20 protein-coding genes are annotated in these 23,367 nt (G+C 54.6%); 14 read left to right on the top strand and 6 right to left on the bottom strand.

All coding sequences use genetic code 11. The features are described from left to right. Positions 1-51 precede the first annotated feature (51 nt). From E5161_RS17520 to E5161_RS17485, 8 genes are all read left to right on the top strand, one after another. Complete coding sequence (locus E5161_RS17520) at positions 52-840, top strand: glycosyltransferase family 2 protein (protein ID WP_136779189.1); 789 nt, start codon at positions 52-54, stop codon at positions 838-840. An 8-nt stretch (positions 841-848) separates the two neighbouring features. Beyond that, a complete protein-coding gene (locus E5161_RS17515) occupies positions 849-1,811 on the top strand; it encodes a family 2 glycosyl transferase (RefSeq protein WP_136779188.1) in 963 nt (320 codons plus the stop codon). Further along, on the top strand, positions 1,799-2,410 hold the full coding sequence (locus E5161_RS17510) for a glycosyltransferase family 2 protein (RefSeq protein WP_136779187.1): 612 nt from the start codon (positions 1,799-1,801) through the stop codon (positions 2,408-2,410). Before E5161_RS17515 ends, E5161_RS17510 begins: the two co-directional genes overlap by 13 nt. Positions 2,411-2,504: 94 nt before the next feature. After that, positions 2,505-3,674, top strand: a complete 1,170-nt coding sequence (locus E5161_RS17505; protein WP_169306746.1) for a glycosyltransferase family 2 protein — start codon at positions 2,505-2,507, stop codon at positions 3,672-3,674. A 53-nt stretch (positions 3,675-3,727) separates the two neighbouring features. Then, the gene (locus tag E5161_RS17500; protein WP_136779185.1) at positions 3,728-3,967 is read left to right on the top strand and encodes a hypothetical protein; all 240 of its coding nucleotides are present in this window, start codon (positions 3,728-3,730) and stop codon (positions 3,965-3,967) included. Positions 3,968-4,149: 182 nt separating this feature from the next. Continuing rightward, the gene (locus E5161_RS17495; protein ID WP_136779184.1) at positions 4,150-5,403 is read left to right on the top strand and encodes an S-layer homology domain-containing protein; all 1,254 of its coding nucleotides are present in this window, start codon (positions 4,150-4,152) and stop codon (positions 5,401-5,403) included. A 60-nt stretch (positions 5,404-5,463) separates the two neighbouring features. After that, a complete protein-coding gene (locus E5161_RS17490; protein ID WP_136779183.1) occupies positions 5,464-6,813 on the top strand; it encodes an Athe_2463 domain-containing protein in 1,350 nt (449 codons plus the stop codon). Between the two features lie 407 nt (positions 6,814-7,220). After that, positions 7,221-10,748: a hypothetical protein gene (locus tag E5161_RS17485; protein ID WP_136779182.1), complete on the top strand. Its 3,528-nt coding sequence runs from the start codon at positions 7,221-7,223 to the stop codon at positions 10,746-10,748. Positions 10,749-10,763: 15 nt separating this feature from the next. Here E5161_RS17485 and E5161_RS17480 read toward each other — a convergent pair whose 3' ends face one another. Both E5161_RS17480 and E5161_RS17475 read right to left on the bottom strand, forming a co-directional pair. Beyond that, positions 10,764-11,966 (bottom strand): MFS transporter, encoded by a 1,203-nt coding sequence (locus E5161_RS17480; protein WP_246042385.1) that lies wholly within the window; start codon positions 11,964-11,966, stop codon positions 10,764-10,766. Between the two features lie 150 nt (positions 11,967-12,116). After that, positions 12,117-13,121 (bottom strand): ketoacyl-ACP synthase III, encoded by a 1,005-nt coding sequence (locus tag E5161_RS17475; protein WP_136779181.1) that lies wholly within the window; start codon positions 13,119-13,121, stop codon positions 12,117-12,119. A gap of 168 nt (positions 13,122-13,289) precedes the next feature. On the opposite strand from E5161_RS17475, the gene E5161_RS17470 reads away from it, so the two are divergent. Both E5161_RS17470 and E5161_RS17465 read left to right on the top strand, forming a co-directional pair. After that, entirely contained in the window at positions 13,290-13,976 is a 687-nt protein-coding gene (locus tag E5161_RS17470; RefSeq protein WP_136779180.1) for a YhcN/YlaJ family sporulation lipoprotein, read from the top strand. A 204-nt stretch (positions 13,977-14,180) separates the two neighbouring features. Then, on the top strand, positions 14,181-14,405 hold the full coding sequence (locus tag E5161_RS17465) for a helix-turn-helix domain-containing protein (protein WP_019422432.1): 225 nt from the start codon (positions 14,181-14,183) through the stop codon (positions 14,403-14,405). Positions 14,406-14,555: 150 nt separating this feature from the next. Here the strand turns inward: E5161_RS17465 and pdaA are convergent, their stop codons facing one another. Continuing rightward, a complete protein-coding gene (gene pdaA / locus E5161_RS17460) occupies positions 14,556-15,347 on the bottom strand; it encodes a delta-lactam-biosynthetic de-N-acetylase (protein WP_136779179.1) in 792 nt (263 codons plus the stop codon). A gap of 95 nt (positions 15,348-15,442) precedes the next feature. On the opposite strand from pdaA, the gene E5161_RS17455 reads away from it, so the two are divergent. The 3 genes from E5161_RS17455 to E5161_RS17445 all read left to right on the top strand — a co-directional run bounded on the left by E5161_RS17455 (position 15,443) and on the right by E5161_RS17445 (position 18,292). Beyond that, positions 15,443-16,180 carry a polysaccharide deacetylase family protein gene (locus tag E5161_RS17455; RefSeq protein ID WP_169306744.1) on the top strand — a complete coding sequence of 246 codons (738 nt, stop codon included), beginning with the start codon at positions 15,443-15,445 and terminating at the stop codon, positions 16,178-16,180. Next, positions 16,164-16,874: a L,D-transpeptidase family protein gene (locus E5161_RS17450; protein WP_246042383.1), complete on the top strand. Its 711-nt coding sequence runs from the start codon at positions 16,164-16,166 to the stop codon at positions 16,872-16,874. Before E5161_RS17455 ends, E5161_RS17450 begins: the two co-directional genes overlap by 17 nt. A gap of 71 nt (positions 16,875-16,945) precedes the next feature. Continuing rightward, complete coding sequence (locus E5161_RS17445) at positions 16,946-18,292, top strand: DRTGG domain-containing protein (protein ID WP_136779177.1); 1,347 nt, start codon at positions 16,946-16,948, stop codon at positions 18,290-18,292. Here the strand turns inward: E5161_RS17445 and E5161_RS17440 are convergent. From E5161_RS17440 to E5161_RS17430, 3 genes are read right to left on the bottom strand one after another with little or no spacing between them, the layout of a single operon-like run. Further along, positions 18,289-18,639, bottom strand: coding sequence for a YtpI family protein (locus E5161_RS17440; protein ID WP_246042381.1), 351 nt, complete (start codon positions 18,637-18,639; stop codon positions 18,289-18,291). The genes E5161_RS17445 and E5161_RS17440 overlap by 4 nt on opposite strands. 22 nt (positions 18,640-18,661) lie before the next feature. Beyond that, a complete protein-coding gene (locus E5161_RS17435) occupies positions 18,662-19,159 on the bottom strand; it encodes a sporulation membrane protein YtrI (RefSeq protein WP_136779175.1) in 498 nt (165 codons plus the stop codon). 7 nt (positions 19,160-19,166) lie between these two features. After that, the gene (locus tag E5161_RS17430; RefSeq protein ID WP_136779174.1) at positions 19,167-19,493 is read right to left on the bottom strand and encodes a YtrH family sporulation protein; all 327 of its coding nucleotides are present in this window, start codon (positions 19,491-19,493) and stop codon (positions 19,167-19,169) included. A 138-nt stretch (positions 19,494-19,631) separates the two neighbouring features. Here E5161_RS17430 and E5161_RS17425 point away from each other — a divergent pair, with 138 nt between their 5' ends. Beyond that, on the top strand, positions 19,632-23,228 hold the full coding sequence (locus E5161_RS17425; RefSeq protein WP_136779173.1) for a DNA polymerase III subunit alpha: 3,597 nt from the start codon (positions 19,632-19,634) through the stop codon (positions 23,226-23,228). Positions 23,229-23,367: the final 139 nt, after the last annotated feature.

The following is a 23,367-nucleotide window of genomic DNA, read 5'->3' as shown; positions in this document are numbered from 1 at the left end:
TCTCATAAAATGTCTTGTATACCGTTGCCCGTATCTGAAAAGGGTGAAGCAATGGCGAAAACAACATTGGCTGACGGTGCACGCTCGGAGGCGTCCGGGCAAAGTCACTCTTCACGGAAGCCCCGGGTTTCCGTCATCATCCCGGTGATGAATGAGAGGCGAACGCTGAAGAGGGTGCTGCAAGAAGCTTCCCGCGTAGATCCGGATACCGAGGTCATCGCGGTGGTGAACGGTTCCACGGACGGTTCTCTCCGAATTGCCCGAAGGAGCGGTGCCCGGGTCATCTTCTTCGACAAGCCGCTTGGCCACGATGTCGGTAGAGCGATCGGCGCGCTGGAAGCGAGAGGGGACATTCTGCTTTTTATCGATGCGGATATGGTGATTCCGGCAAAACAACTCCATCGCTTCGTGGCGGATGTGAGCAGCGGAGCCGATGTGGCGTTAAACGATTACTCGGGACCCGTCAAACGAAGCAAAGTACACCGTGTCGTTCTTGCCAAGCATGCATTCAACGTTTTTTTGGGCCGGCAGGATTTGCGGGGAGCGTCCTTGACGGCGATACCGCACGCCTTGAGCCGTAAAGCATTGGATGTGATCGGCGCTTCATCTCTGGCCGTTCCGCCGCTGGCTCAAGCGAAAGCCATCGGAAGCGGGCTGATCGTTCGGCTCAGCGGACATGTGGATGTGGGCAGGCTCAACGCACCGAGAATAAGACGAGAGCGAACCCAGTCCCTCTCTTCTTTGATTGTCGGCGATCACCTGGAAGCGATCCATTGGTGGCTGGAAAATCGCGGGCCCCGCGTGAATAGGAAGAACATCAACTACCGCCAAGGGTGGTGAGATGACGGATGAAAATCTCTTGTTATTCGCTGGGCTACTTGGACGGGAAATCTTGGCGCAAACGCCATGCAGGCCAGATCAGTTCAAGCACTGCAAGACGTAAGGTTCAGGAAAAGTGGTCACGCAGAGCTCGAAAACTGTTCGGCCGAAACCCGGTATGGTTGAATCTGGTACGGCAAGGAAACCGTTATGCCGCCGGTTTCCGTCAAGGTGCCCGCATCGCGTTCAAGTTGCTCCCATTGCCCCTTCGAGGCACGGCGGCGGCCGTTCTGCACGCCCCCCGCCAGACTTCCACACTATGTCACGTATTAAGACAGTTGCGCGGACTGCCGCTTCATCAAATGGTGGTTGTGATGCATGACGCCACACCAGCTTTTTTCGAGAAAGTACGGGCGCAACCCGACGTTCTGATTGTTTACTCGCCGGAAATGCAGGACCCGGACGGCGGACGGGCACTGGGCGCAAAATTGACAGGTACCGATACCGTTCTGTTCGTCGATGCCGAACGTCCCGTAAAAGCGGCGAAACTCGGGAGGTTTTTGTGGGCAGCGGACTCCGGTTTGGACGCTGCGCTGAATAACGTGTCTGCCGAACTCGGACGGTTTGATCAGCGGCCTTACGATTACCGGATGGCGGAATTCCTGAATACTTCCTTGAGGCGGACAGATTTAAAGGCCAATACGATGAATATGCTCCCGTTCGCACTGTCCCGCCGGGCGCTCGATTCGCTTGGGATTGCCGCATTAATGTGTCCGCCCAAGGCTCATGCTGCCGCCATTCTGAGCGGGTTGAAGGTGGGCGTCGGAGGCCGCGTTCCCGTCCGCAAACGGCACAAAGATAGCGCGGCATTCATCAAAACTGTCTTGGACTATGCGGAAGCTTGGCGGCATGCGTTGTCGGCTGCAGGAATTCGACTTTTGTACCCGGACCGATATCGAAACCGTCAGGTGATCGAGGAATGGGTGAGATGAACCTGGTATCCATCATCGTTCCGACTTATAACCGGCTGGATTTTCTGCAAAGATGCGTGGAGTCGATACGAACCCACACATCAGACGTTCCGTACCAGCTCATTGTGGTGGACAACGCATCGTCAGACGGCACGTCCGAATGGTGCATCCGGCAAAAGATCCCGTTTCTCTCCCTGCCGCACCCGGAACGATTTTGCGCCGCCTGCGACATAGGCTTTCGCATGGCTGACGGAGATACCTTTTTGCTGATGAAACACGATACGGTCGTCACGCCCAACTGGCTCCGCAATCTTGTCACGGCACTCTACAGCCAACCGGACATCGGCATCGTCGGCCCCGTCAGCAACCGTGCCGGCGGTTCCCAACATGTCGACTATCCTTTTCAAGACTTGGATGAATTTCAAAGAATCGCGGCCGTTGTGAATGTTTCCGATTCCACCAGGTGGAAAGAGGTTAAGCATGTCGAGAGTTTCTGCTTGGCGTTCCGGCGGGAAGTGATGGACCGGATCGGTCATGGCGATGATTATGGTCTGCAGGCGAGGAAGGCAGGATACAAACTGGTCGTTTGTCATGACGTTCTCCTCTATCACGAAGGCTGAGCACTCGGAAAGGGGTATTGCCGTGGCACCCGTCCGTAGGGAACAAAAAGCAGCGCGAACGGGCTATCAGGAAGGTTTTGAGGAGGGCCGACGCTTGGGATTGGCGGTTGGGCAGCGAGGGTACGGCATCCATTTCGAAGGAACCAGCATCATCATCCCCACCTTCAACCGCCTGCAGGTGCTTAAAAAATGCCTCGACAACATTTTTGAACATACGGCCTCGTCTCATGAAATTATAGTGGTCGATAACGGGTCGAACGACGGGACTTCATCTTATTTGAAGAGCTTGGCGGGCGCGGTCAGAAGCAGAAAATTGGATAAGAACCGGGGGTATGCGGGAGCGGTAAACGTCGGATTGACGATGGCCAAGGGGACTACGATCGCTCTGCTGCACGAAGATACGATGGTCACGCACAAATGGCTCGACAACATGCTGCGTTGTCTGAACAGCAATCCGCAGATCGGCATGGTGGGACCGGTGACCGATCGGACAGCGAAGGAAATGCAGGAAATCGAGCATAGAAACAACCGGCAAAATTCGAAACGATGGCGAAAAACGGACCGGTTGCCGGGATGCTGCCTGCTTTTCCGCCGTGAATTATTCGAGCAGATAGGGTTTTTCGATGAAGGCTTTGAGAACGGCAGCTGCGAGGATGAGGATTACTTCCTTCGGGTGCGCCTGCTGGGCAGACATCTGATGACGGCGGGAGATACGTTCGTTCATTACAACGGATTCGGCGGCGTACGAGAGCCCAATGAGCGGCTTTTGGAGAAATGGAATTCAATGTTGGAGTGGATGGAAAGTGCTGGCATACATTCTATTACTCCGCAGAGGACCACTGCACATACGGCTGTTTTTTATCCGGAACGGATTCTCGTGAGAGCCCTAGGGCCTACCGTTTATTGGATCGAAAACGGTGAGCGCCATCCGGTAAGGGGGACGGTTTCGGTCCCGGCTGTTCGAGTATCGCAAGTGGATTTGAGGCGTTGGCCGCTTGGAAAGCCGGTGGAGTATGAAAAGCCAGAACTTGAGTTCCGGGGGCTGACGGAGTCTGGCAGCCGCTTGCTGGGCGTAGTAAGGCTTCCGGACGGAAACCATTATCACGTCGAGGGCGGCAAAGTACGGCGGATCGTCAACCGGTCTGCGATGGAGGCATGGAATCTGCATCTGAAGCCGGTGAGAGAGATAAGTACGGAAAGACTCATGTCGAGGGAAAGCGGGCTGCCGATTATCGCACCTCCGGTGCTTCGGCAGATGCTGTGATAGGTTGACCGGTGCTCCCGAAGCTCGGGGCGGCGAGTGGGAGGTGTTGGGGAGTGAAACGGAAGACGGGTAAAGCTTCCCGCGGCGCATCACATCGGAAAAAGGAGACCAAACGAGGAGTCGTACGTGCAACAAGCGGAAAGAGTCGGAGTCGACAGCGTTTAAGGTTAAAAGCAGTATCCAGTCAGGATGACGCGCAAGCTTTTGAGGAAGCGTATCGGAACGGTTTCGATGAAGGCTTCCTCATAGGTTTTGAGGAAGGCCATCAATTGGCGTATGAGCAGCCGGTTTAACCGCTTGTCGCTTGTCACAGGAAATCAATGGTTGACGAATTTTGGAAGTTCTTCTTATAATGGGATCATCCAACCGAATATCGGAAAGAGCGAGGAAGCACCCGCGGGTTCAGAAATGGATGACGGAAGTGCTTTCTTTTTGTTTTTTTTATGGAGAAAAAACAAGCTGAAAGGTGGCGTAAATGATGAGAAAGTGGCATGGAACGGTATTAATTGTAATCGCGATGATAGCACTGTTGGCGGGACAAGCTGGGGTTTCCGCAGCCGGCCCCGAGCCGGTAACGGCTATGAAATTCAAGGATATCGAAGGTCACTGGGCAAAAGCGGTCATTGAAGAAGCCGCGGCAAAAGGCATCGTAGCCGGTTTTCCAGACGGCACCTTCGGGCCAAACGATTCGGTGACGGTCGCTCAATTTATTGTGATGATGTATACGTCCATGGCGGAGAAGGACGAATCAGGCAATATGTACTGGGCGGAGAAGCAGCTCGCTCTGGTTCCTGATTGGTTTAAAACAGTGGTGATGGACGCTAGAGTTTCGTTTAAGCCGGGAAAGCCGTGGTACGCTTCTTATGTTGAAAACGCCAAAATCATGGGTGTAATTCGAAACAATGAATATGCAGGCCGCTACAATGAATTGCTAACCCGTGAACGAGCCGCAGCAATGATCTACACCCTTGATTCATATTTCCATGGAAACGTTACCGATGAATACGCCGAAATCGCTGCGGCGCAATTGTTCAAAGACATGAATCGAGTTGAAGAAAATTACTACCTCCGGTCTATCGGTAAAGTAGCAGCCCGCGGAATCATGAACGGAAATAAAGGGTTTTTTAATCCTAAGGCGGCAATCACACGGGCCGAGGCCGTTCAGATCACATCCCTATTGGCGGACAGTTCGAAAAGAAATAAGGTGAACATCAATTTGAATGGTGTGCCATATGCAGTTGTTAATGATCCCGGGTTCGATACTATGGTAATTATTTTTGCAAATCAAGAAATGAAAAAAGTCTATGATTCACTTTTGTCATCTCAGTCTACCTACGAAGGTTCCACAGACGCTCACCTAGGAGTACTTGGTTACTACGAAAATGACACTCAAAAAGAAAAAGAATTGTATAAAGAATTTTACATGGATTTCAGCGACTCCAATAATTACGGAGATATGAGCATTTCCTTTGTTAGTAGAAACTACAACATTGCTCTTGAAACCGTTGCTGGCCGTGCTGAAAGAGCATCCAAGCCGATTTATGAGTTCTTATCACTTGTTTATAAGAATCCCGAGCCTGTAAAAAAACTAATCGATACTGCAGTGGCATCGGATCGCAATGGAAATTCCGTGAATATCGAAAAGACTTTTGAGGGAAGGGACATTCTCATAGTCAGTAACGGTAGAAAGTACCTCCAAATTTCGGTAGGGGCATATGGAGATAAATAAAGAGGCTGAGAAAGGCGCTGAAAAGCCCTTCTTGTTACCACATAAGAAAGGAGTTAAGTAATGAGGCTGGTACGAAAGGACAAACAAAAGTTAATTACGTATCTCATGCTCATTATTCTTACTACGACACTGCTTCCAATGGAGCAAGTTACGGCCGCAGGAATGTCGCTAACAACATGTAAAGAAAAATACGCCTATACTTCACCACCTCCAGGGTATTCAACCTGTATCCAATTCACAGATCCCGATGATCCACTGAAAAAGCGCATTCTTGTTAAGGGGTTTAATCAGAAGCTGTGGGACGATCAACAGGTTGTAGTATATGGAACAGAATATGATCTCAACTTGAGAGCAAGCGATTTCAAGACGACATGGCAGACATTAGATAGGAAACCAAGGAAAAACACCGATACAACGATTGCGCCGCCGCATCCGTACTACAGAAATAGTAATGGCACTAGAGGAGAATACCGCTATTATGGATACGATCTAGGTGGCTCCAAATACTCAAACCCTTATTTCTGGGATGATGCCAATAGTGGATTAGAAGCCGATCAGAAAAAGTGGGTTTACCGACCATGGGAAAGCAATCTGACATTAGGTAACCGACAACGGCCAGCAAGCTTCTCCCCGGATTTCGGAAAACAGTACCAAAATCCAGATAACATCTATAGGGCAGGCCCTCGCGTCATTAACCAATTCGATTCGTGGGTCCATAACGACAATTTCGAGGGGGGGATAATCGAAGCAACAGGTGGAAAGCCCAAAGATTCTATTCTTTCCAAAACTACTCGCCACCTCTTCGATTATATGTACGTTGAACAAGCACCATCCGTATGGGCTGACGGACAAGGACGGATGTTTCACCAACAATCTGACGGTGACATTTGGTACCAATCTTTTCCGTTAACAAAGTTGGAGGGCAAAAAGAACCCAGGCCTAAAAAGTACGACAATCAAATCAAGAGAGCCCATGGAAATGGATCTCTCCAAACTGCCGAATACATGGCAATGGACATTTGATTTTCAATCTATCATCAACGATGACCGTAAAGTCGATCCCGCAGATGAAGATGTCATGTATAAAGATCCTTTTAGAAAATTAGAATATTACACCCGAAACGACGTCGCTTACTGGAAATTCACCATAACCTACACAATAAGCGGTCAGGATCCACGAACGGATACAGTCACGACTGATCAGAGTGGGAAAGTCACCTACGATAAGGGTAGACAAATAGGAAATTACTTTGAAACCCTGAGCTTCAAAAACAGTGACTTCAAAGCCGGCGATTCCGTTAACGTTCAACTGAAAGCTGAGGCTCACTATGGAACGACGAATGTTGAAAGAGTATTCGACGCCGGTACGACGACACTAAATAAAACATTCACAAAGGACAAATCCCGGTGATCAAAGAGGTGGATGACATTCCGCCACAGCCGCCCTGGCCTCCTCCCCAACCATTCTTGCCTCCTCCTTTAGCGTGTAAGCCAACTCTTCCGAACGATGCCTTTGACATATTGGCCTACCCCGCATCCGACGACACAGACGCAAGCAAGGTGAAAGAGAGAAGAGTTTGGGTAGATGGAATGGAAGTAAACGATGTCGCTTTCTTCTCAGGAGAGTATGTTTTCGGTGACGATGCAGACGGACTCCATTACATAGCGATTAGGTGGGTACCAAACCCTCCTGACGATCCGAAGGTACCGCCTGACTATGATCCAGGGTGTACGACCCAGAGATGGATCAATGTCCACGACACCATGCCGCGAGCTCAATTTAAGTTCTATGGCGGGCTGTTTAAAGAAAATCGGAAAATGTCCATCGACGATACTTCCGCACAAGCGATTGACCCTTATGTTCAAGCGGCATACCCGATTACCGGCTGGCAATGGTCTTGGTCTGCAATCGAAGGAAGCGACAGCGATCGTCGAATGAAGATGGACGGGACGCAGCATAAAGAGTTCCTCTATAAAAAACCTGGCGAATATCAGGTGACACTCACCGTGACGAATGCGCTTGGCCGCAAATCGGAAGTTTATGTGCTGCCATTCACCGTCCTGAGAGACGAGAATCCGGCTGTCGTTTTTTATCCGTACTCCAGTCAAATCAGCCGTGAGGATGCTGTCACATTCGTCGATGATGCGGTCAGTACGGATTACGACACGATCACCACGGAGCGTATCGAGGTTTACTATGATGTCAACGGCGACGAAACCTACTCCGAATGGATCGACACGATAAGCGGCCCTTTAACGCAGTATAAACCGGCGGCTTCGAGGCTTGGAAAGTATCGGATCAAGATCACGGTGGAAGAGGACTTCGGGCAAGAGACGTTCCCTGAATTCATCACCGAAGCGGATAAAAGGCGCACCACCAAGCAGTTTGAGTTCATCGTGGACAACTACATCCCATACAATGACATCTATACAGATATTCCGGCTGTCCGGCCGCAGATCGATGCGTATTTCATGGCCGACAAAAATCTTGCCCAAAGCAAGATTGACTATCTTAAGAGCAGCACGGTCACCATCAATAATGGGCTGCGGAGAGAGGGAGCGGATCCGCAGGTCAATGTATGGGACATGCACACCTACACCTACTCACAACCGGGATCCACGACTTACAACACGGGTCAATCCTATCCGCCGGCAAAATACTATTGGTGCAGCAGCGGCGGATATTGCGGAACGCTGGATCGGCAAAGTGTGACGGACAATGGCACAAATGTAGACTTCGGATACGATGCGACAAAGCCGATGTCCGACTCGCACGGCGCTACGAGCTCCTGTTCGTCGAGCGGTTTTGTTGCCGCAGGCAGCTCTCCCGAAACGGCCAAATGCCCTAGCTCCGTGTATTACAGCAGTGGCGGTTATTCGGGCACTCTTTCACAGAGCTCTTACGACTACAGTTCACAAGGCGTATATGACAGTAAGGGGAACTATCTCGGCTTCAACTGGGTGCGATACTACACTTACTCCGGAACGGTGACCAAAACTTGGACGGAAACTTACCACGTTTACGACTGGCGCTGGGTACCGAACTATTACGGCTATTATACGGGCACCCTCTATAAAGACATCCGGCAGCCGTTCACCAATCCGTTTACCCGCACAACTTCGCAAAAATATATCATCTACATCTCCGACAACATCATCAATGAACTTCCGGATTTCAACAGGGTGAAGGGGATATCCGATGCTAAAATCATTCTCGTCGGATCACCGCCAATAACCGGTCAATCCTCGCCGGCCGACTTCATTGAAAATAAAGGGCAGCCGATCGAGGAATTGACACAAAGCGTGATCGACACGATTTCTTCGCAGTTTGCGGCAACCGCTGCACAAACTGTGCTTGTGAACGAAACGTTCAACCTGCTGACCGAGGAAACGGATCCGGAATTGGATCCGATTGTTCTACAGCAAATGCAATACGTTCACGACGAGCATTTTTACGACAATCCGACCGGGCATGCGTCGTTCGCCCTTACCGCTTTTGACCCGACGAAATATACCGCCGAATCGCTGAAAACCAGTTTTGCGTTTCCCGGCGAATACCGTATTTTCCGGAGGGTAAAAGACCAACCGAGCACGGACCCGAAATTTGCCAAGTACAGTTATTACTCGAACGATGCAGAAACGATCGTGCGGGTCCATCGCAAGCCCATTGCGGAAGCGGAACTCGACTGGACCTATGACGTGAATTGCAGCTGTTATCGGACAACGTGGGTGGACAAATCTTATGACCTCGACCATAACGTAAGCGACCCGGTAAACAAGGGAATTGTGGAGAGAAAAATTCGCTATCAATTCAGCGGGGAATGGTATTATCGCATTCCGGACGAGCTCGCTCCAGGCTCATACCGCCTGGAGTACACGGTCAAGGATATCGAAGGCGTATGGTCCGATCCGTTTGTGATGACCTTCACGCTTTCACCTGCACCGCCGCCGCAGCTGAAAGGGAACTTGAAGGCGGAAGACGGCGCGTTCACGCTCGCTGGAGGGGTTCCCGCGGGAGAAAATTTAGTGGCCCACAAGCTGTGGACGCGCTATCCTTCCTCGGTGAATTTGGAGCTGCTGATGTCGGTCTCCGGTAATTACATCCGAAAAGTCGTTCCCTATTACACGGGTACGAAAAGCGGCAGCGACATCGAATGGAGCGATGTGAACACCGGTATTCCGGCCACCACGCCGGACGGCTCTTATATCTACCGAATTCAAGCCAATGCGGCCAACGGCACGAAAGCGAATCTCGATTTTCCAGTGAAAGTCTTGACGCCCATTCAATTAACGCCGGAGATCCGTACCTCCTATGGTGTGTCGGACACGGCTACCGTCGGACAACCGATGACGGTCGCCGCAACGACTACGGAGTATGCCCATCAGGTGACGGTGATCGCTTTTAAAGGGCAGCCGTTTCAAAAGTCGCTGACGCTGAGCGGGACCGTAACTTCCACCGCCGGTACGGGCAGCAAGGAATGGAGTGTCTCGTTCACGCCGCAGAAACCGATCGCGGACGGGGTATACACGTTCGAATGGACGGCACGCACGCCGAATGGGAACGTCGAGATCAAGACTATGAGCGTAAAAATCGTGAACAACACAGCACCGACAGGTGATTTCACCGTGTTCACTTATGATGGGAAAGACGCTTCGATGCCGATTTTCGAAGGGGACACGGCGCATATCCGGTCTTTGAACTTGGCCGATGCGGAACGCGATTCCCTGGTGGTCCGATATGAGGTTTTCGATCCTTCGGGAACGAAGAGGCTGGATGACAGCGCAACCGTGGCCTATCCTTATGCGGCAACGGGGCCGGATATGGCGCTACCGACAGGAACCGTCGCCGTGGGTACGTGGACGGTGAAGCAAACGATCAGCGACGGCAAAGCGCCAGCCGTGACGCGGACCAGAACCTTCATGGTAAGAGCGTTAGGGATTCAGGGAGTGGTGAAACATACCGAGGCATGGGAGGCGAACCGGCTCCGCTACAACGAGAAACATCCCGATGCGCAGCGTCCGGCGGATTGGTTTTGGGCCGGGGAAGCATTCGTGCTGGAAGCAACCGTGACGGAATCCGGTACTTCCTGGACAAAGCCGGTCTCTGTAGTGGCCGCGGCAACGCCGCAGCTTCGCAAAGCATTGAGCGCAGTGCCGGCCTCGCCGCTTTGGAAAGGCGTCCTTGGCTCGGGAGACGCCGGCGGCCCGCTGAACGAATTGCCGGAAGGCGCCTATTCCTTCGTGTTCACTGTGACCTACAGCAACGGGGTGGTCAAGACCTCCACCGTGACGATCCGGCTGCGAGATAATATCGACGATTACGTGCAAGTACATCGCGTGCAATAGAAGGGGAGCAGCTCTTCAACCGTGCAAGACAATTGGCTCTTCACCAACCGCTCTTTTTCTCCTAAACAAGAAACCCGACAACGTGAAGATCAAAAATGCGCTCCCGAGACACAAAAAAATGCTGTGGATGGAAACGTAGCGGATCCCATACCCGCCGAGGCTCGGGCCGAGGACGCTTCCGATGCTGAAATGGATGGACGCGATCACGTTGGCGGCAGGCAGAATGGGCCGCGGCATAATGTCGGCGGCATAGGCTAAGCCCAGCGAGTAGAAGGAGCCGATGAAACCGCCGGCTGCGGCGAAAATCGGAACGAGCAGCCATAGATTGTTGCCGGCGGCCGGAATCGCGAAGAACAGCGCGGAACCGGCCGCAGCGCAGCCCATCAAAACCGGCTTTCGCCCGATTTTGTCGCTCCATACGCCCAGAGGTAACTGCAGAATCAGACTGCCAATGCCGAAAGTGAGCAGCAGCAGCGAGATGGAGGCCTGATCGAGCGCAATGCGCAGCCCGTACAATGGAAAGCTGCTGTTCATGGACGCTTCCATCAGGCCGTACAGCAAGCTGGGGATGAGACAGAACCAAGCGATCCGGTAGGTTCGGACAAAACGGTTTTCTGTGGATTCGCCTTTCGAGGCGCGCTCCGGCATTTGGTTCGGGATACGCAGCACGAGCAGAAGCACAATGGCAAACAGCAAACCGTTCACTAGGAATGGCGCCGCCTCGCCGAACGGCAGCAAATTAATGCCAAGCGGTCCGAGGCTGAAGCCGAGTCCGTACGACATGCCGTACAACGAAATGTACCGTCCACGGCTTTCGGACGGACTTGTACTCACGATCCATAATTGCGTGGCGAAGTGCAGCGAACTGTCGCCCACTCCGATCAGCAGCCGCAGCACGAACCACACCGCAAGCGAATCGGTTAACGGAAACATGAGCATAGACATCGTGACTATGAGTAAGCCGGCGACGATGACGGGTCTATACCCGAATCGGACGACCGGCTTTTCTACGAAAAACATCGTGCAGAAAACCCCGATATATAAGGCAGCGGAATTGATTCCGTTCATATCCGAAGAGACGCCCGAGCGCTCCAGCAAAATCGATAACAGCGGCAGCAGCAGGCCTTGGCTCATGCCCGCGACGACGATCACAAGCACCAAGCTGATAAAACGGTAACGAGGTGTAACTTCAGCGGAATTCGGCAAAGCGGAAAACAAAACTTACCCTCTCCTCCAGACAGACTCAGCCCTTACCATAACGCTTCCGCCTGGAACGGGCAATAGGAAAGTTTACAAGTATGCAAAACAAAGAAAAAGAGAGTCCAAGATGGGCTCCCAATTCCTGTTTGTGATTTACAATTGAACCGTTCATGCGGTCCAGCGTACCAGCAATCCGGCCTGCGTCAAGCCGGAGCCGAAACCGAACAGCGCGACCAGTTGGCCCGGCTTCAGCTTGCCGTTCCGGACGCCGGCATCCAGCGCGAGCGGGATCGAGGCGGCCGACGTATTGCCATTGTCCACGACGCTTTCCAGCGATTTGTCCGCCGGCAGCTCCAGGCGCTCGCAGATCGCTTCGATCATCCGCAGGTTCGCGCTGTGCGGTACGAACCAGTCCAGCTCCTGCGGCGTATAACCGGCGTCGGATGTCAGCTTCCGAACGCCGTCCGGGATCGTAGACACCGCCCATTTATACACTTCCCGGCCGTTCTGTACCAGTTTTCCGTCACCTTCGAGCGGAAGGCCGTTCCAAACATCGGCGAGTCCCGTAACATAGACCTGATTGCCGCCCGCTCCGTCCGTCGTGGCGAAGGACGAGAGGAATTCGCCCTGTTCGGCGGCTTCTACCAAAACGGCTCCCGCTCCGTCACCGAATAGGATGCACGTGGCTCGGTCCGAGTAATCAGTAATTTTGGTCAGCGTCTCGGCGCCGATTACCAGCACTTTACGGTATGCCCCGGTCATCAGAAGGCCGTTGGCCATCTGCAGGCCGGTCACGAAGCCGGCGCATGCGGCGTTGACGTCTACCGCGAGCGCGCGCGTCATGCCGAACGCCCGCTGCACCTGGGAGGCCACGGAGGGAAACGGCATATCAGGCGTCGTTGTGGCCACAATAACGGCATCGATGTCGGCGGCCGGCGTCGGATAACGGTTTAGCAAATCCTGGACCGCGGCAACGGCCAAATGGCTCGTAAACTGATCCGGCGCGGCCCGGTGACGGGTCACGATACCGGTACGCCGCACGATCCACTCGTGATCGGTGTCGACGAGTTTTTCAAGATCGCCGTTCGTAATGACGCCATCGGGCACGTAGCTGCCGATCGCGGTGATGGCCGCCTTCGACTGGAATCCGGAAATCGGGTGAGTAATGGACATGACCGGTCCCTCGCTTTCTTTTATATCACTTGGTATTAGTACCTGGTATTAAGTCTATTTCCATCGTACAACAACAATACCCAAACCGCAAGTGGAATAGCTGCAAAGGCCTGCGCACATCCTAAGTCTTGGCTGAGACCGTCGATCTCTAACGAGAGGGGGCATTCGATGCGCAAAGCGTTGACGGCTTCGGCGCTGTTGCTGTCTGCGGCACTGGGCATGGCCGGGTGCGTGGACGATCATACGGGCGACGTCGGGCAAAAAAATATCCGCCCTTATTACAAGAACGACCAGAATGCTTACAACAAGAACGGTCTTACCATTAACGGCGTGCACTCCTACGGCGGGCCGACCCGCAGACGATTCGCCGACGACGGCGCCATGGAAATGAACCGACGGAACGGTGACGCGAGGGTGGAGAACTTTGTTACCGGCGTTCATGGAAATCATCACCTGGAATGGAGCGATCGAATCGCGGCCCATTTACAGACGATACCGGGAGTGAAGTCGGCTAACGTCATCGTGACCGATCGCAACGCATATGTCGCGGTTATGGAAGATCAACGCACCGCAGACTCTGGCCAGAGGACGCTCCACGACAAAATCGCGGACAACGTGCGTGCCATGTCGCCTACCGTTCAAAATGTGTACGTGTCTTCAAACCCCGAGTTTGTGGGGCGGATGAACCGGTATGCCGCCGCCGTGAGTCAAGGAAGCTCCGTCCAGCGATATTTGATGGAGTTTAACGCCATGGTGGAGCGGATCTTCCCTTCTCTCACCCGTAGTCCGGATAGTGTAATCAGCGGAGAAACCGGGAGGCTGGGTGCGGGAGCGGCCGGAAGCGGCGGACGGTAACGGAATATACGATCGATTGTCGACGCCAAGTCCTGAGGGAGACGAAGTTCTCTCGGGACTTTTTTTGTTTGCGTCTCTTGTTGTTTCGCGGCCCATTTATCCCGTCGTACCGCACCATAGCAAAAACCCGTTCATATGATAAAGTTGACTGTATCCCTATCCCTTGTATTCAATCCATTCCCGGGCAAGGAGGGGTGACACACGTTGAAAGGCAGCGACCACAAAAGCAAATTCCTTCTGACAAATCGGGAACGCGAAGTGTTCGAACTGCTTGTGCAGGACAAGACGACTCGCGACATTGCCCAGCAATTGTTTATTAGCGAGAAAACGGTCCGCAACCACATTTCCAATGTGATGCAAAAGTTAAACGTCAAAGGTCGTTCGCAAGCGGTTGTCGAGCTAATCAAGCTCGGGGAATTAAAGATCTGAACAGACACCACGATGTCGACGAATGAGCGACTCAGGCCTTCTTTTTCGCTGCTTTTCTAAAGAAGCGGGGAGGGGGGTTTTTGAGCGTTGCGCAAAGAGCGGGAGACCGCTCTTTTGTGGTGTTGAGGCATGATCATGCATGCTCGCCCGCTACCGGTACGTTTTGCTTTGCAGCTGGTCAAGCCGTTTAAATACATAACCCTTTTTCCGGGCGTCCTCGATGATGGTACCTAAAGCCTGGGCGTTGTCGCTCGACACGGAGTGCAGCAGAATGACGGCGCCGGGGTGAAGCTGGTTCATCACGTTTTGATAGGCGAAAGCCGCCCCTTTTTGATGCTTGATGTCCCAATCTTTATAGGCAATGGACCAAAAGACGGACGTGTAACCAAGCTGGTGCGAAACTCTTAACATCCGGTCGCTGAAAATGCCTCTGGGCGGACGAAGAAATTTCATCTGCTGCTGTCCGGTCAATGGGGTGACTTCCAACCGCACCTTCTCCAGCTCTTCCTTGATCCGGGTCTCGTTCACTTGGGACAAATCCGGATGGCTCCAGGAATGGTTGCCGATCAAATGTCCTTCCTTTGCCATACGCTTGAGCAAGTCCGGCTGATCCTTCACAAAGTGCCCGGTGACAAAAAACACGGCGGGTACTTTATGATCTCTCAGAACGTCGAGAATTTTGGCGGTATAACCGTTCTCGTAGCCGTTATCGAACGTCAGATACAGCTCTTTGCGGTTCGTATTCCCCAAAAAGACGGCTTCATTTTTTTGCAGAACCCCCATAAAACCTTCCTGGGCGATGGACGGAAGCTTGCCGTCTCTGCTCTTTTTAAACCCGAAATGGTAAGGTTTGCCCGGATCCGCGGCGGAAGCCGGAGTTGTCCAGATCAGACAGCAAATAAGGGCCAGCGAAAAAATGAGAATTTTCCTGTGTTGTGTCATTTTTCAGCCTCCTTGAGTAAGTACTCTTGTAGATTGCCACCTTCGCAGGGAAAGTACTCCTCATGATCGCCTGCGGAGTAGGGCAAACTGGAGGTATGAAAACGGCGATCATCATTGTACACGCCCTATGGCTGGCCTATACGTCCGCATTCCATGCCCACAACGTTGCACGCAAAAGTCCGGCTGAAGCGATTCCGATTCTCCTTTACCATTCTGTGGCCGACAACCCGCAAGATCCGCTCAGCGTGCTGCCTGCCCGTTTCGAGCGGCAATTGGCGCATTTGCGCGACAGGGGCTATCACCCGCTGTTTTTCGCCGATCTTGCGGCTTGGGGACAACGTCCGCTCCCCCCGAAACCGGTCATCATCACGATGGATGACGGATATGACAATCAGTTCACGGCGGCTTATCCGATCTTGCGGCGTACCGGCATGAAGGCGACCATTTTTGCGATTACGGGGAGAATGGGCAAGCCGGGATATTTAACGTGGCAGCAGCTGCGTATGATGGAGGCTTCGGGTACTGTCGATACCCAGTCCCACACCGTGACTCATCCCGATTTTACGAAAATAAGCCCCGCTCAAAAGAGAGCCGAGTTGGTCGAATCCCGCGACGCCATTTTCCGCCAGCTCGGCCATCGATCGTACGCTTTTGCCTATCCTTACGGGAAGTATGACCAAGATTCCGTCGTGGCGGTCAGACTAGCCGGATATCGATATGCCGTTACCGGCGAGCCCGGGTATGCCGAGAGAAGCCAGGGGCTGCTGAAACTGCACAGAATTATAATGACCGGCGCCATGCCGCTGGAGGATTTTTATGCCTTGCTCCCATAGCGATGCGAAGAAGATGAAGACTTTGTTGAAGCTCTGTGCGACGGTTTGTCTCATTTCTGCCTTATGCTTCTCCAGCGCCTTTACCCGTTTCGGAAAGCCCGGCAAGCCGCCGCAAAGCGCGGATGTGTCCATTGTCATCAACCCCCGCACCAACACGCTTACCCTTTATCAAAATAATGTGCCGATCAAAAAATATCCGATTGCGCTCGGAAAGCCGGAGACACCGACGCCGATCGGAGATTTCAAAGTGATCAACAAGTACAAAAATTGGGGATCGGGCTTCGGTACAAGGTGGATGGGGTTAAACGTGCCCTGGGGGATATACGGCATTCACGGAACGAATCGGCCCGGTTCGATCGGTTCGGATGCAAGCCATGGATGCGTCAGGATGTTTAATCGTCACGTAGAAGAACTGTATAACAGAGTGAAAATCGGTACCAAAGTGACCATTTTGGGCCATGTGCTCGGAGAACCGCGCCAGCTGCCCCGCCGCTTGCTGCGCGGCCATACGGGCGGGGACGTGATGCTCATCCAGAACCGGCTGAGAGGCGCCGGTTTTTATCACGGTCCCTGCAACGGAAAGTTCGGCTATTCGACCGAACATGCGGTTAAAGCTTTTGAAAGAGCCAACAGCCTGCCGGCGGACGGTATCGTCTCTTTTCGCGAATATGTGCTGCTCGGATTGATTGAATAGAGAGGCAGGAGATTCGGACGCCCGGAGTGTGATAGGATGGAGCTATCCGAATCATAAGAGGGGTAGACGGAATGCCGGGAACGGGCGGGACTTCGGGGGAAGCCACGAAACACGAGCAGCTGCTGCAATATATCCGGGAGCTGCCTGTCGGAACGAAAGTATCGGTTCGCCAAATGGCGAAGGATCGCGCAGTGTCGGAAGGCACCGCTTACCGGGCGCTGAAGGAGGCCGAGCAGCTGGGCTTCGTCAGCACGAAAGAGCGGATCGGCACGGTGCGGGTGGACCGTAAAAGACGCGGAAATCCGGAGCAGCTCACGTTCGCGGAGGTGTTGGAAATTGTGCAGGGCAGCCTTCTGGGCGGACAAGATGGCCTCGAGAAGACACTGCACAAGTTCGTCATCGGGGCCATGGAGCTAGACGAGATGGCGGGATACATCGATGCCGGCAGTCTGCTCATCGTGGGTAACCGCGAAAACGCGCACCGGATTGCGCTGGAGCAAGGTGCCGGCGTATTGGTTACCGGCGGATTCGGGACGAGCGAGGACGTGAAGCAGCTCGCCGACGAGCGCCGGCTGCCGATTTTGACGTGCCGTCATGATACGTTCACAGTGGCGTCGATGATTAACCGGGCCATGTTCGACCGGCTTATCAAACGCAAGATTATGATGATTGCCGATCTGGTGGAGCCGTCGTCCAAAATTCGTTCGTTAAAACAGTCCGCCACGGCGGCGGATTTCGCCAAATTGAGTGCGGAGACGGGCCTGACGAGGTTTCCGGTAACGGATGAGTGGAATCGGGTGGTAGGCATGATTACGTCCAAAGACGTGATCGGGGCTTCTTCCTCGCAGACGTTGGACAAGCTCATGACCCGCCGTCCGATGACGGTGACGATGTCGACGCCGATCACCTCGGCCGCTCACCGGATGGTGTCGGAAGGGCTGGAGCTGCTCCCTGTGACGGATCGGCAGCGCAAGCTGATCGGCACGATCGGCCGAAGCGAAGTGCTGCGGGCGATGCAATTCGAGAGCCGGCCCTCCTCCGGCTTGGGGGAAACGTTCGACGCGCTCATGTGGAGCGGGATGACGGAGCGCCGGCAGGAGGACGGCAGAATCTATTTCACCGGTACGGCAACGCCCCAAATGTCAGGGCCGCTCGGTACGGTTTCCGAAGGCGTATTGGCTTCACTTATGCAGCAGGCCGGCTCGCGGGCAGCGGAGGATCTTCGCAGACGGGAGCACGTGCTAGAGAACATGACCACTTACTTCCTGCGGACGGTGCCGATCGAAGCGGTCATTACGATTCAGCCGCAAATCATCGAAGCGAGCCGCCGGTACGTGAAAATGGAAGTTCAAGTGTCGCAGGACGGCGAGCTGATCGCCAAAGCGATGCTGACCGCCCAGACGATCGACCCGTCTTAAGCGCGTTTCATCCGGTTGAAATGGGACTGATTGCGCATGCCCGCGAATAGATTGAACAGCCCGAGGACCTGGAAAATGGCTCCGATCACGACCCGAAGCGTGGAACCGGTGAACACGATCATTTGGATGAGCGAGATAAAGACGAGCATCAATCCCATGCAAATATTCATGCGGGCCGTGTTCAAGCCGCGAAGTACAGGGTCGGCGGATCGTCTGGCACGATAGCTGAAGACGGCGGACAAGACGGATGTGACGACGATAAGCAGGCCGAGCGCCCACTGCAGTACCTGAATCAAGAGAAGCAGCTCCTTTTTCGTATCGATCGTAGATGCCACCCATTGTATCACAAAGGATGCGCCCGGGCGCATTTTAGGGCTGCAAATGAACTCTCGCTTCGACCCATACCTGCAGGACGCCGTCTGCGAGTAGAATCGTCTTGATCCGCACGGCATAATCGCTGTTTCCAATTCCGGTATAGATCTTGTTCTCAAAAAGTTTCTCCGCGAAGGAGGCGTCTTTGCCGATATCGTAAATCTTCCTTCCGCGGAAGCTGGCGAGATCTTTTTTGATCCTCGTTTTCAATTCTTTCTCCGTCACGACATCGATGTCCGGTTTGCCCTCCGGTACGCCAACGAACACAATCATGCTGTGGATCACGCTTTCCTTGCCCAAATCGGATTCCAGACGCTGGATTTGATCCCGGTAGTCCTCGATTTGCGCCATCAGCTCGTAGTTTTTCTGCAGGACCTCGCTGTACGCCGCGTGATACAAGCCGTTAAACGCCGCCGCGCCTACCACCATGCCGCACACAAAAAACGCCGCTAGCTGCGAGAATTTCCGGAAACGCTCGAAAGACGGGACGCGCATGTTGCGGTCACCCCCCGTTTTCGCACATCCATTGGATCAATTGCGTTCCCAGATGAGCCCCTAGAAAAGCGAAAAGAATGAAGCTGATTTGTTGCAGCGCGACAGACAATTGTCCTTCCAGCACATGCGACTCGATGACCCGGATCGGGTCGATCGTTCCGCCGACCGCCGCCACCAGGGCCCATATTTTAAGACTGTTGGCCACTTCCAGCATTTTGACTTTCGGAGGGGTCCATAGGAAAACGGAACCCATTCCGGCCAGCAGCGCGCCGCCCAATACGACACCGAATGCGATGAAAAAGCTGAAATACAGCTTGCTGTAAAACAGACTCATGTCCCATCCCCTCCACTATCATATGTATGGGACAGGTCCCGCTTCGTATGCCTGAACGTCTGTTGCGCCCGAAACCGAACATATGTGCTATAATGAAAACATCTTATGGATCGTTACGGGGAAAGCAGGGGATACGCGTTGTGCGATTTCGTTCATCTACACGTTCATAGTGAATACAGCCTGCTGGACGGTGCGGCGCGCATCCGCGACATGACGGCGCAGGCGGCCGAGCTGGGCATGCGTGCGCTGGCTCTTACGGACCACGGTGTCATGTACGGGGCCATACCGTTCTATAAGGCGTGCAAGGAGCGGGGAATCAAGCCGATCATCGGGATGGAAGCCTACATTTCGGCCGGTTCGCGGCATGAGAAGTCCTCGCGCAAGGAGCAGCCGACCTATCATTTGACGCTGCTTGCCAAAAACGCCGCCGGATACCGGAATTTGATGAAGCTGTCGTCGATCGGCCATCTAGAAGGCTTCTATTATCGGCCTCGCATTGATTTTGAGGCGCTGTCCGATCATGCGGAGGGTCTGATTTGCTTGAGCGGCTGCCTCGCGGGGGAGCTATCCCAGTATCTGATGGCCGACCGCTACGAGGAAGCCAAGGCCGTGGCGTTACGATATAGAGAGTTGTTCGGCGAAGATTATTTTCTAGAAATGCAGGACCACGGCCTGTTGGAGCAAAAAAAGGTGTCGGCGGGCGTGCTGAAGCTGGCGGAGGAAACGGGCATTCCGCTGGCCGCCACCAACGACGCGCATTACCTGAACGAGGAAGACCATGCGCTTCAGGATGTGCTGCTCTGTATCGGCACCGGCAAAACGCAGGACGATCCCGACCGGTTCAAAATTACCTCCACGCAGCTGTTTCTCAAGAGCGGCGAACAGATGGCCGGCTTGTTCCGTCATGTGCCGGAGGCCGTTGCGAACACCGCGGTCATTGCCGAGAGGTGCTCGCTCGAGCTGGAATTCGGGCAGCATGTGCTGCCCGAATTTGCTCCGCTGCCGGACGGCATGGATGCCGCGGCTTATTTGGCTTCGTTATGCCGCGAAGGGTTGGCCGCCCGATACGAAGGGACGGCGCAGTGGGGAGACGCGGCGTTCCGGAAAGCGGCCGAGGACAGGCTGCTGTATGAGCTCGACGTCATCGGCCGTATGGGTTTCAACGATTATTTCCTTATCGTGTGGGATTTCATCCGCTTCGCGCACGAGCGTGGCATTGTGACGGGTCCGGGACGCGGATCGGCGGCGGGCAGTCTCGTCGCGTATGTGCTTCGTATTACGGATGTCGATCCGATCAAGCACAAGCTGTTGTTCGAACGGTTTTTGAACCCGGAGCGCGTGACGATGCCGGATATCGACATCGATTTCAGCGACGAACGGCGGGATGAGGTGATTCGGTACGTTTCCGGGAAGTACGGAGACGACCGGGTCGCACAGATTATCACCTTCGGAACGCTGGCCGCCCGGGCGGCGCTGCGTGACGTGGGCCGCGTCATGAACTTGCCGTACGGCGAGGTCGACAAGGCCGCCAAGTTGATCCCCGGCATGCCGGGGATGTCGATTGACCGCGCCATTCGGGAGAGCCCGGAATTCCGGGCGCTCGCGGAAGGCGGCGGCAGAGCCGCGGAGCTGGTGGCGATGGCCCGCAGGGTCGAAGGCATGCCTCGCCACGCCTCGACGCATGCGGCCGGCGTCGTCATTTCACCTACTCCGCTGACGGATTATGTCCCTTTGCAGGAAGGCACCGAAGGTGTTGCCCTCACGCAGTATTCGATGGAGTACCTGGAAGCTGTGGGCTTGCTCAAAATGGATTTTCTCGGCTTGCGCACGTTGTCCATCATCGAGCGGACACTGGGCTGGATCCGGGATGAAACCGGCCGGGTGCTGCGGTGGGAAGACGTTCCGTTCAGCGACGAGGAGACGTACGCGCTGCTCGGGCGGGGAGATACGACGGGCATTTTCCAGCTGGAATCTGCCGGAATGCGGCGTGTGCTCAAGGAAATGAAGCCTTCGTCGTTCGAGGACATCGTATCCGTCGTGGCGTTGTACCGGCCGGGCCCGATGGAGTTCATCCCCCAATACATCAAAGCCAAACATGGACAAGTCGCGGTCGAATATCCGCATCCCGACCTGGAGCCGATCCTGGCGGATACTTACGGCATCATCGTGTATCAGGAACAAATCATGCAGATCGCTTCCGCCATGGCGGGATTCTCGTTAGGGCAGGCGGATTTGCTGCGGCGCGCGGTCGGGAAAAAGAAAAGAGAGATTCTCGACGAGCAGCGGACGTATTTCGTGCGCGGCAGTCTGAGTCAAGGGTACAGCGAAGAAGAAGCGAATCACGTGTACGACATGATCGTCAGGTTCGCCGATTACGGATTCCCCCGGGCACATGCCGCGGCATATGCGGTGCTGGCGTTTCAGACGGCTTATTTGAAGGCCCACTATCCGGTGCCGTTCATGGCGTCGATGCTTACCGCCGTCATCGGGAACCAGCGCAAAACGGCGGAGTACGTCGACGAATGCCGCCGGATGGGCATCCTCGTGCTGCCGCCGGATGTGAACGAGAGCGGCGTGCTGTTCACGCCGGTTGTCGGCGCGGACGGTGAGCACGCGATCCGCTTCGGCATGGCGGCGGTGAAGAACGTCGGCACCCAGGCGATCGAGGCGATTCTCAAGGAACGCAAGGAGAAGCCGTTCGAGTCTCTGACCGACTTGTGCCGCCGGGTCGATCCCCGCGTGTGTAACAAGCGGGTGATCGAGTCGCTGCTGCTGGCGGGAGCGCTGGGCTCGCTGCCCGGTCATCGGGCGCAGCAGCTGGCAGCTCTGGACCCGACGGTCGAGGCGGCGGCTTCGTGGCGCAAGGAGCGCGAGGAGCTGCAGATCGAGCTGTTCGAGTTCGGAGACAATCCGAATTGGGACGTCGAGCTGCCTGAAGTGGCGCCTTTCACCGCGCCTCAAACGCTGGAGTTTGAACGGGAGCTGCTCGGCTTGTATTTGTCCGGGCATCCGTTGGACCAATATGATGCGCAGTTTGATGAGCTGGGGCTGGAGCGGCTGATGGATCTGGCCGAGGCGGCCGATGGATCGACCGTGCTGACGGCAGGCATGATTGTGTCTTTGAAGCCTTTCGTGACACGCAAAGGACAATCCATGGCATTTCTGGAAATGGAAGACCGGATCATGGCGGCCGAGCTGGTTGCCTTCCCCAGCGTTTGGAAGACAGCGTCCTCTTATGTGAAAAAGGGGTCGCTGGTGCTTGTCCGGGCGAAGGTGCAGCTGGGAGACGAGGACTACAAGCTGTTGGCCGACGACATTTTGCCGCTCGATTTGCCGGACTTGCCCGCGCAAGCGGCGCGGCTGAGGCGCTTGTCGCAAGGCCCGGCTGCGGACCGCGCTTCGGGCGCCGGCGCGCGCAAACCCGGCGGCCGGCAGCCGGCCCCGGTCCCGGCGGCTCGGGCTCCGAAGGCCGGCGGTGCCGCGGTTGTCGCAGATCTGAAGCCGGATCGTCAGCGGGTGTATATCCGCATAGACGGAGAGCACGAACAGCCGGCTGTATTAGCCCGGCTGAAGTCGCTGCTCGCCGGGCATTCCGGTACTTTGCCGACGGTGCTTTTCTATGACCGCGGACATCGCACGGTCGCCTTGTCCGAAGATTTGCGCGTCAAGCCTTCGCCCGCCTTGTTCGAGCAAATCGAGCAACTGATGGGGACCGGCAGCGTCAAACTGAAATAGCGGCGATTTCGCCGCTATTTTTCTTGTTTCGCATTTATCGTCCCGCCAACTGCCGCTCTTGATGAGACGGCACGAGACACGCGGGAAATCGGCATAGCCCACGCCCGAATCATGTGCGTCGCAAACCGGCGGGAAGCCG

Origin of the sequence: Cohnella pontilimi, assembly GCF_005049045.1 — a bacterium.
Classification (GTDB): Bacteria; Bacillota; Bacilli; order Paenibacillales; family Paenibacillaceae; genus Cohnella; species Cohnella pontilimi.
Note: the sequence above shows the minus strand (reverse complement) of the source record. Positions and strands in the feature narration are given on the sequence as shown.

Excerpts from the sequence above, each read along its gene's own strand:
- E5161_RS17520 (WP_136779189.1), top strand. The coding sequence starts at position 52 with ATGGCGAAAACAACATTGGCTGACGGTGCACGCTCGGAGGCGTCCGGG.
- E5161_RS17515 (WP_136779188.1), top strand. The coding sequence starts at position 849 with ATGAAAATCTCTTGTTATTCGCTGGGCTACTTGGACGGGAAATCTTGG.
- E5161_RS17510 (WP_136779187.1), top strand. The coding sequence starts at position 1,799 with ATGGGTGAGATGAACCTGGTATCCATCATCGTTCCGACTTATAACCGG.
- E5161_RS17495 (WP_136779184.1), top strand. The coding sequence starts at position 4,150 with ATGATGAGAAAGTGGCATGGAACGGTATTAATTGTAATCGCGATGATA.
- E5161_RS17490 (WP_136779183.1), top strand. The coding sequence starts at position 5,464 with ATGAGGCTGGTACGAAAGGACAAACAAAAGTTAATTACGTATCTCATG.
- E5161_RS17485 (WP_136779182.1), top strand. The coding sequence starts at position 7,221 with ATGTCCATCGACGATACTTCCGCACAAGCGATTGACCCTTATGTTCAA.
- E5161_RS17475 (WP_136779181.1), bottom strand. The coding sequence starts at position 13,121 with ATGTCCATTACTCACCCGATTTCCGGATTCCAGTCGAAGGCGGCCATC.
- E5161_RS17470 (WP_136779180.1), top strand. The coding sequence starts at position 13,290 with ATGCGCAAAGCGTTGACGGCTTCGGCGCTGTTGCTGTCTGCGGCACTG.
- pdaA (WP_136779179.1), bottom strand. The coding sequence starts at position 15,347 with ATGACACAACACAGGAAAATTCTCATTTTTTCGCTGGCCCTTATTTGC.
- E5161_RS17455 (WP_169306744.1), top strand. The coding sequence starts at position 15,443 with ATGAAAACGGCGATCATCATTGTACACGCCCTATGGCTGGCCTATACG.
- E5161_RS17450 (WP_246042383.1), top strand. The coding sequence starts at position 16,164 with ATGCCTTGCTCCCATAGCGATGCGAAGAAGATGAAGACTTTGTTGAAG.
- E5161_RS17445 (WP_136779177.1), top strand. The coding sequence starts at position 16,946 with ATGCCGGGAACGGGCGGGACTTCGGGGGAAGCCACGAAACACGAGCAG.
- E5161_RS17435 (WP_136779175.1), bottom strand. The coding sequence starts at position 19,159 with ATGCGCGTCCCGTCTTTCGAGCGTTTCCGGAAATTCTCGCAGCTAGCG.
- E5161_RS17430 (WP_136779174.1), bottom strand. The coding sequence starts at position 19,493 with ATGAGTCTGTTTTACAGCAAGCTGTATTTCAGCTTTTTCATCGCATTC.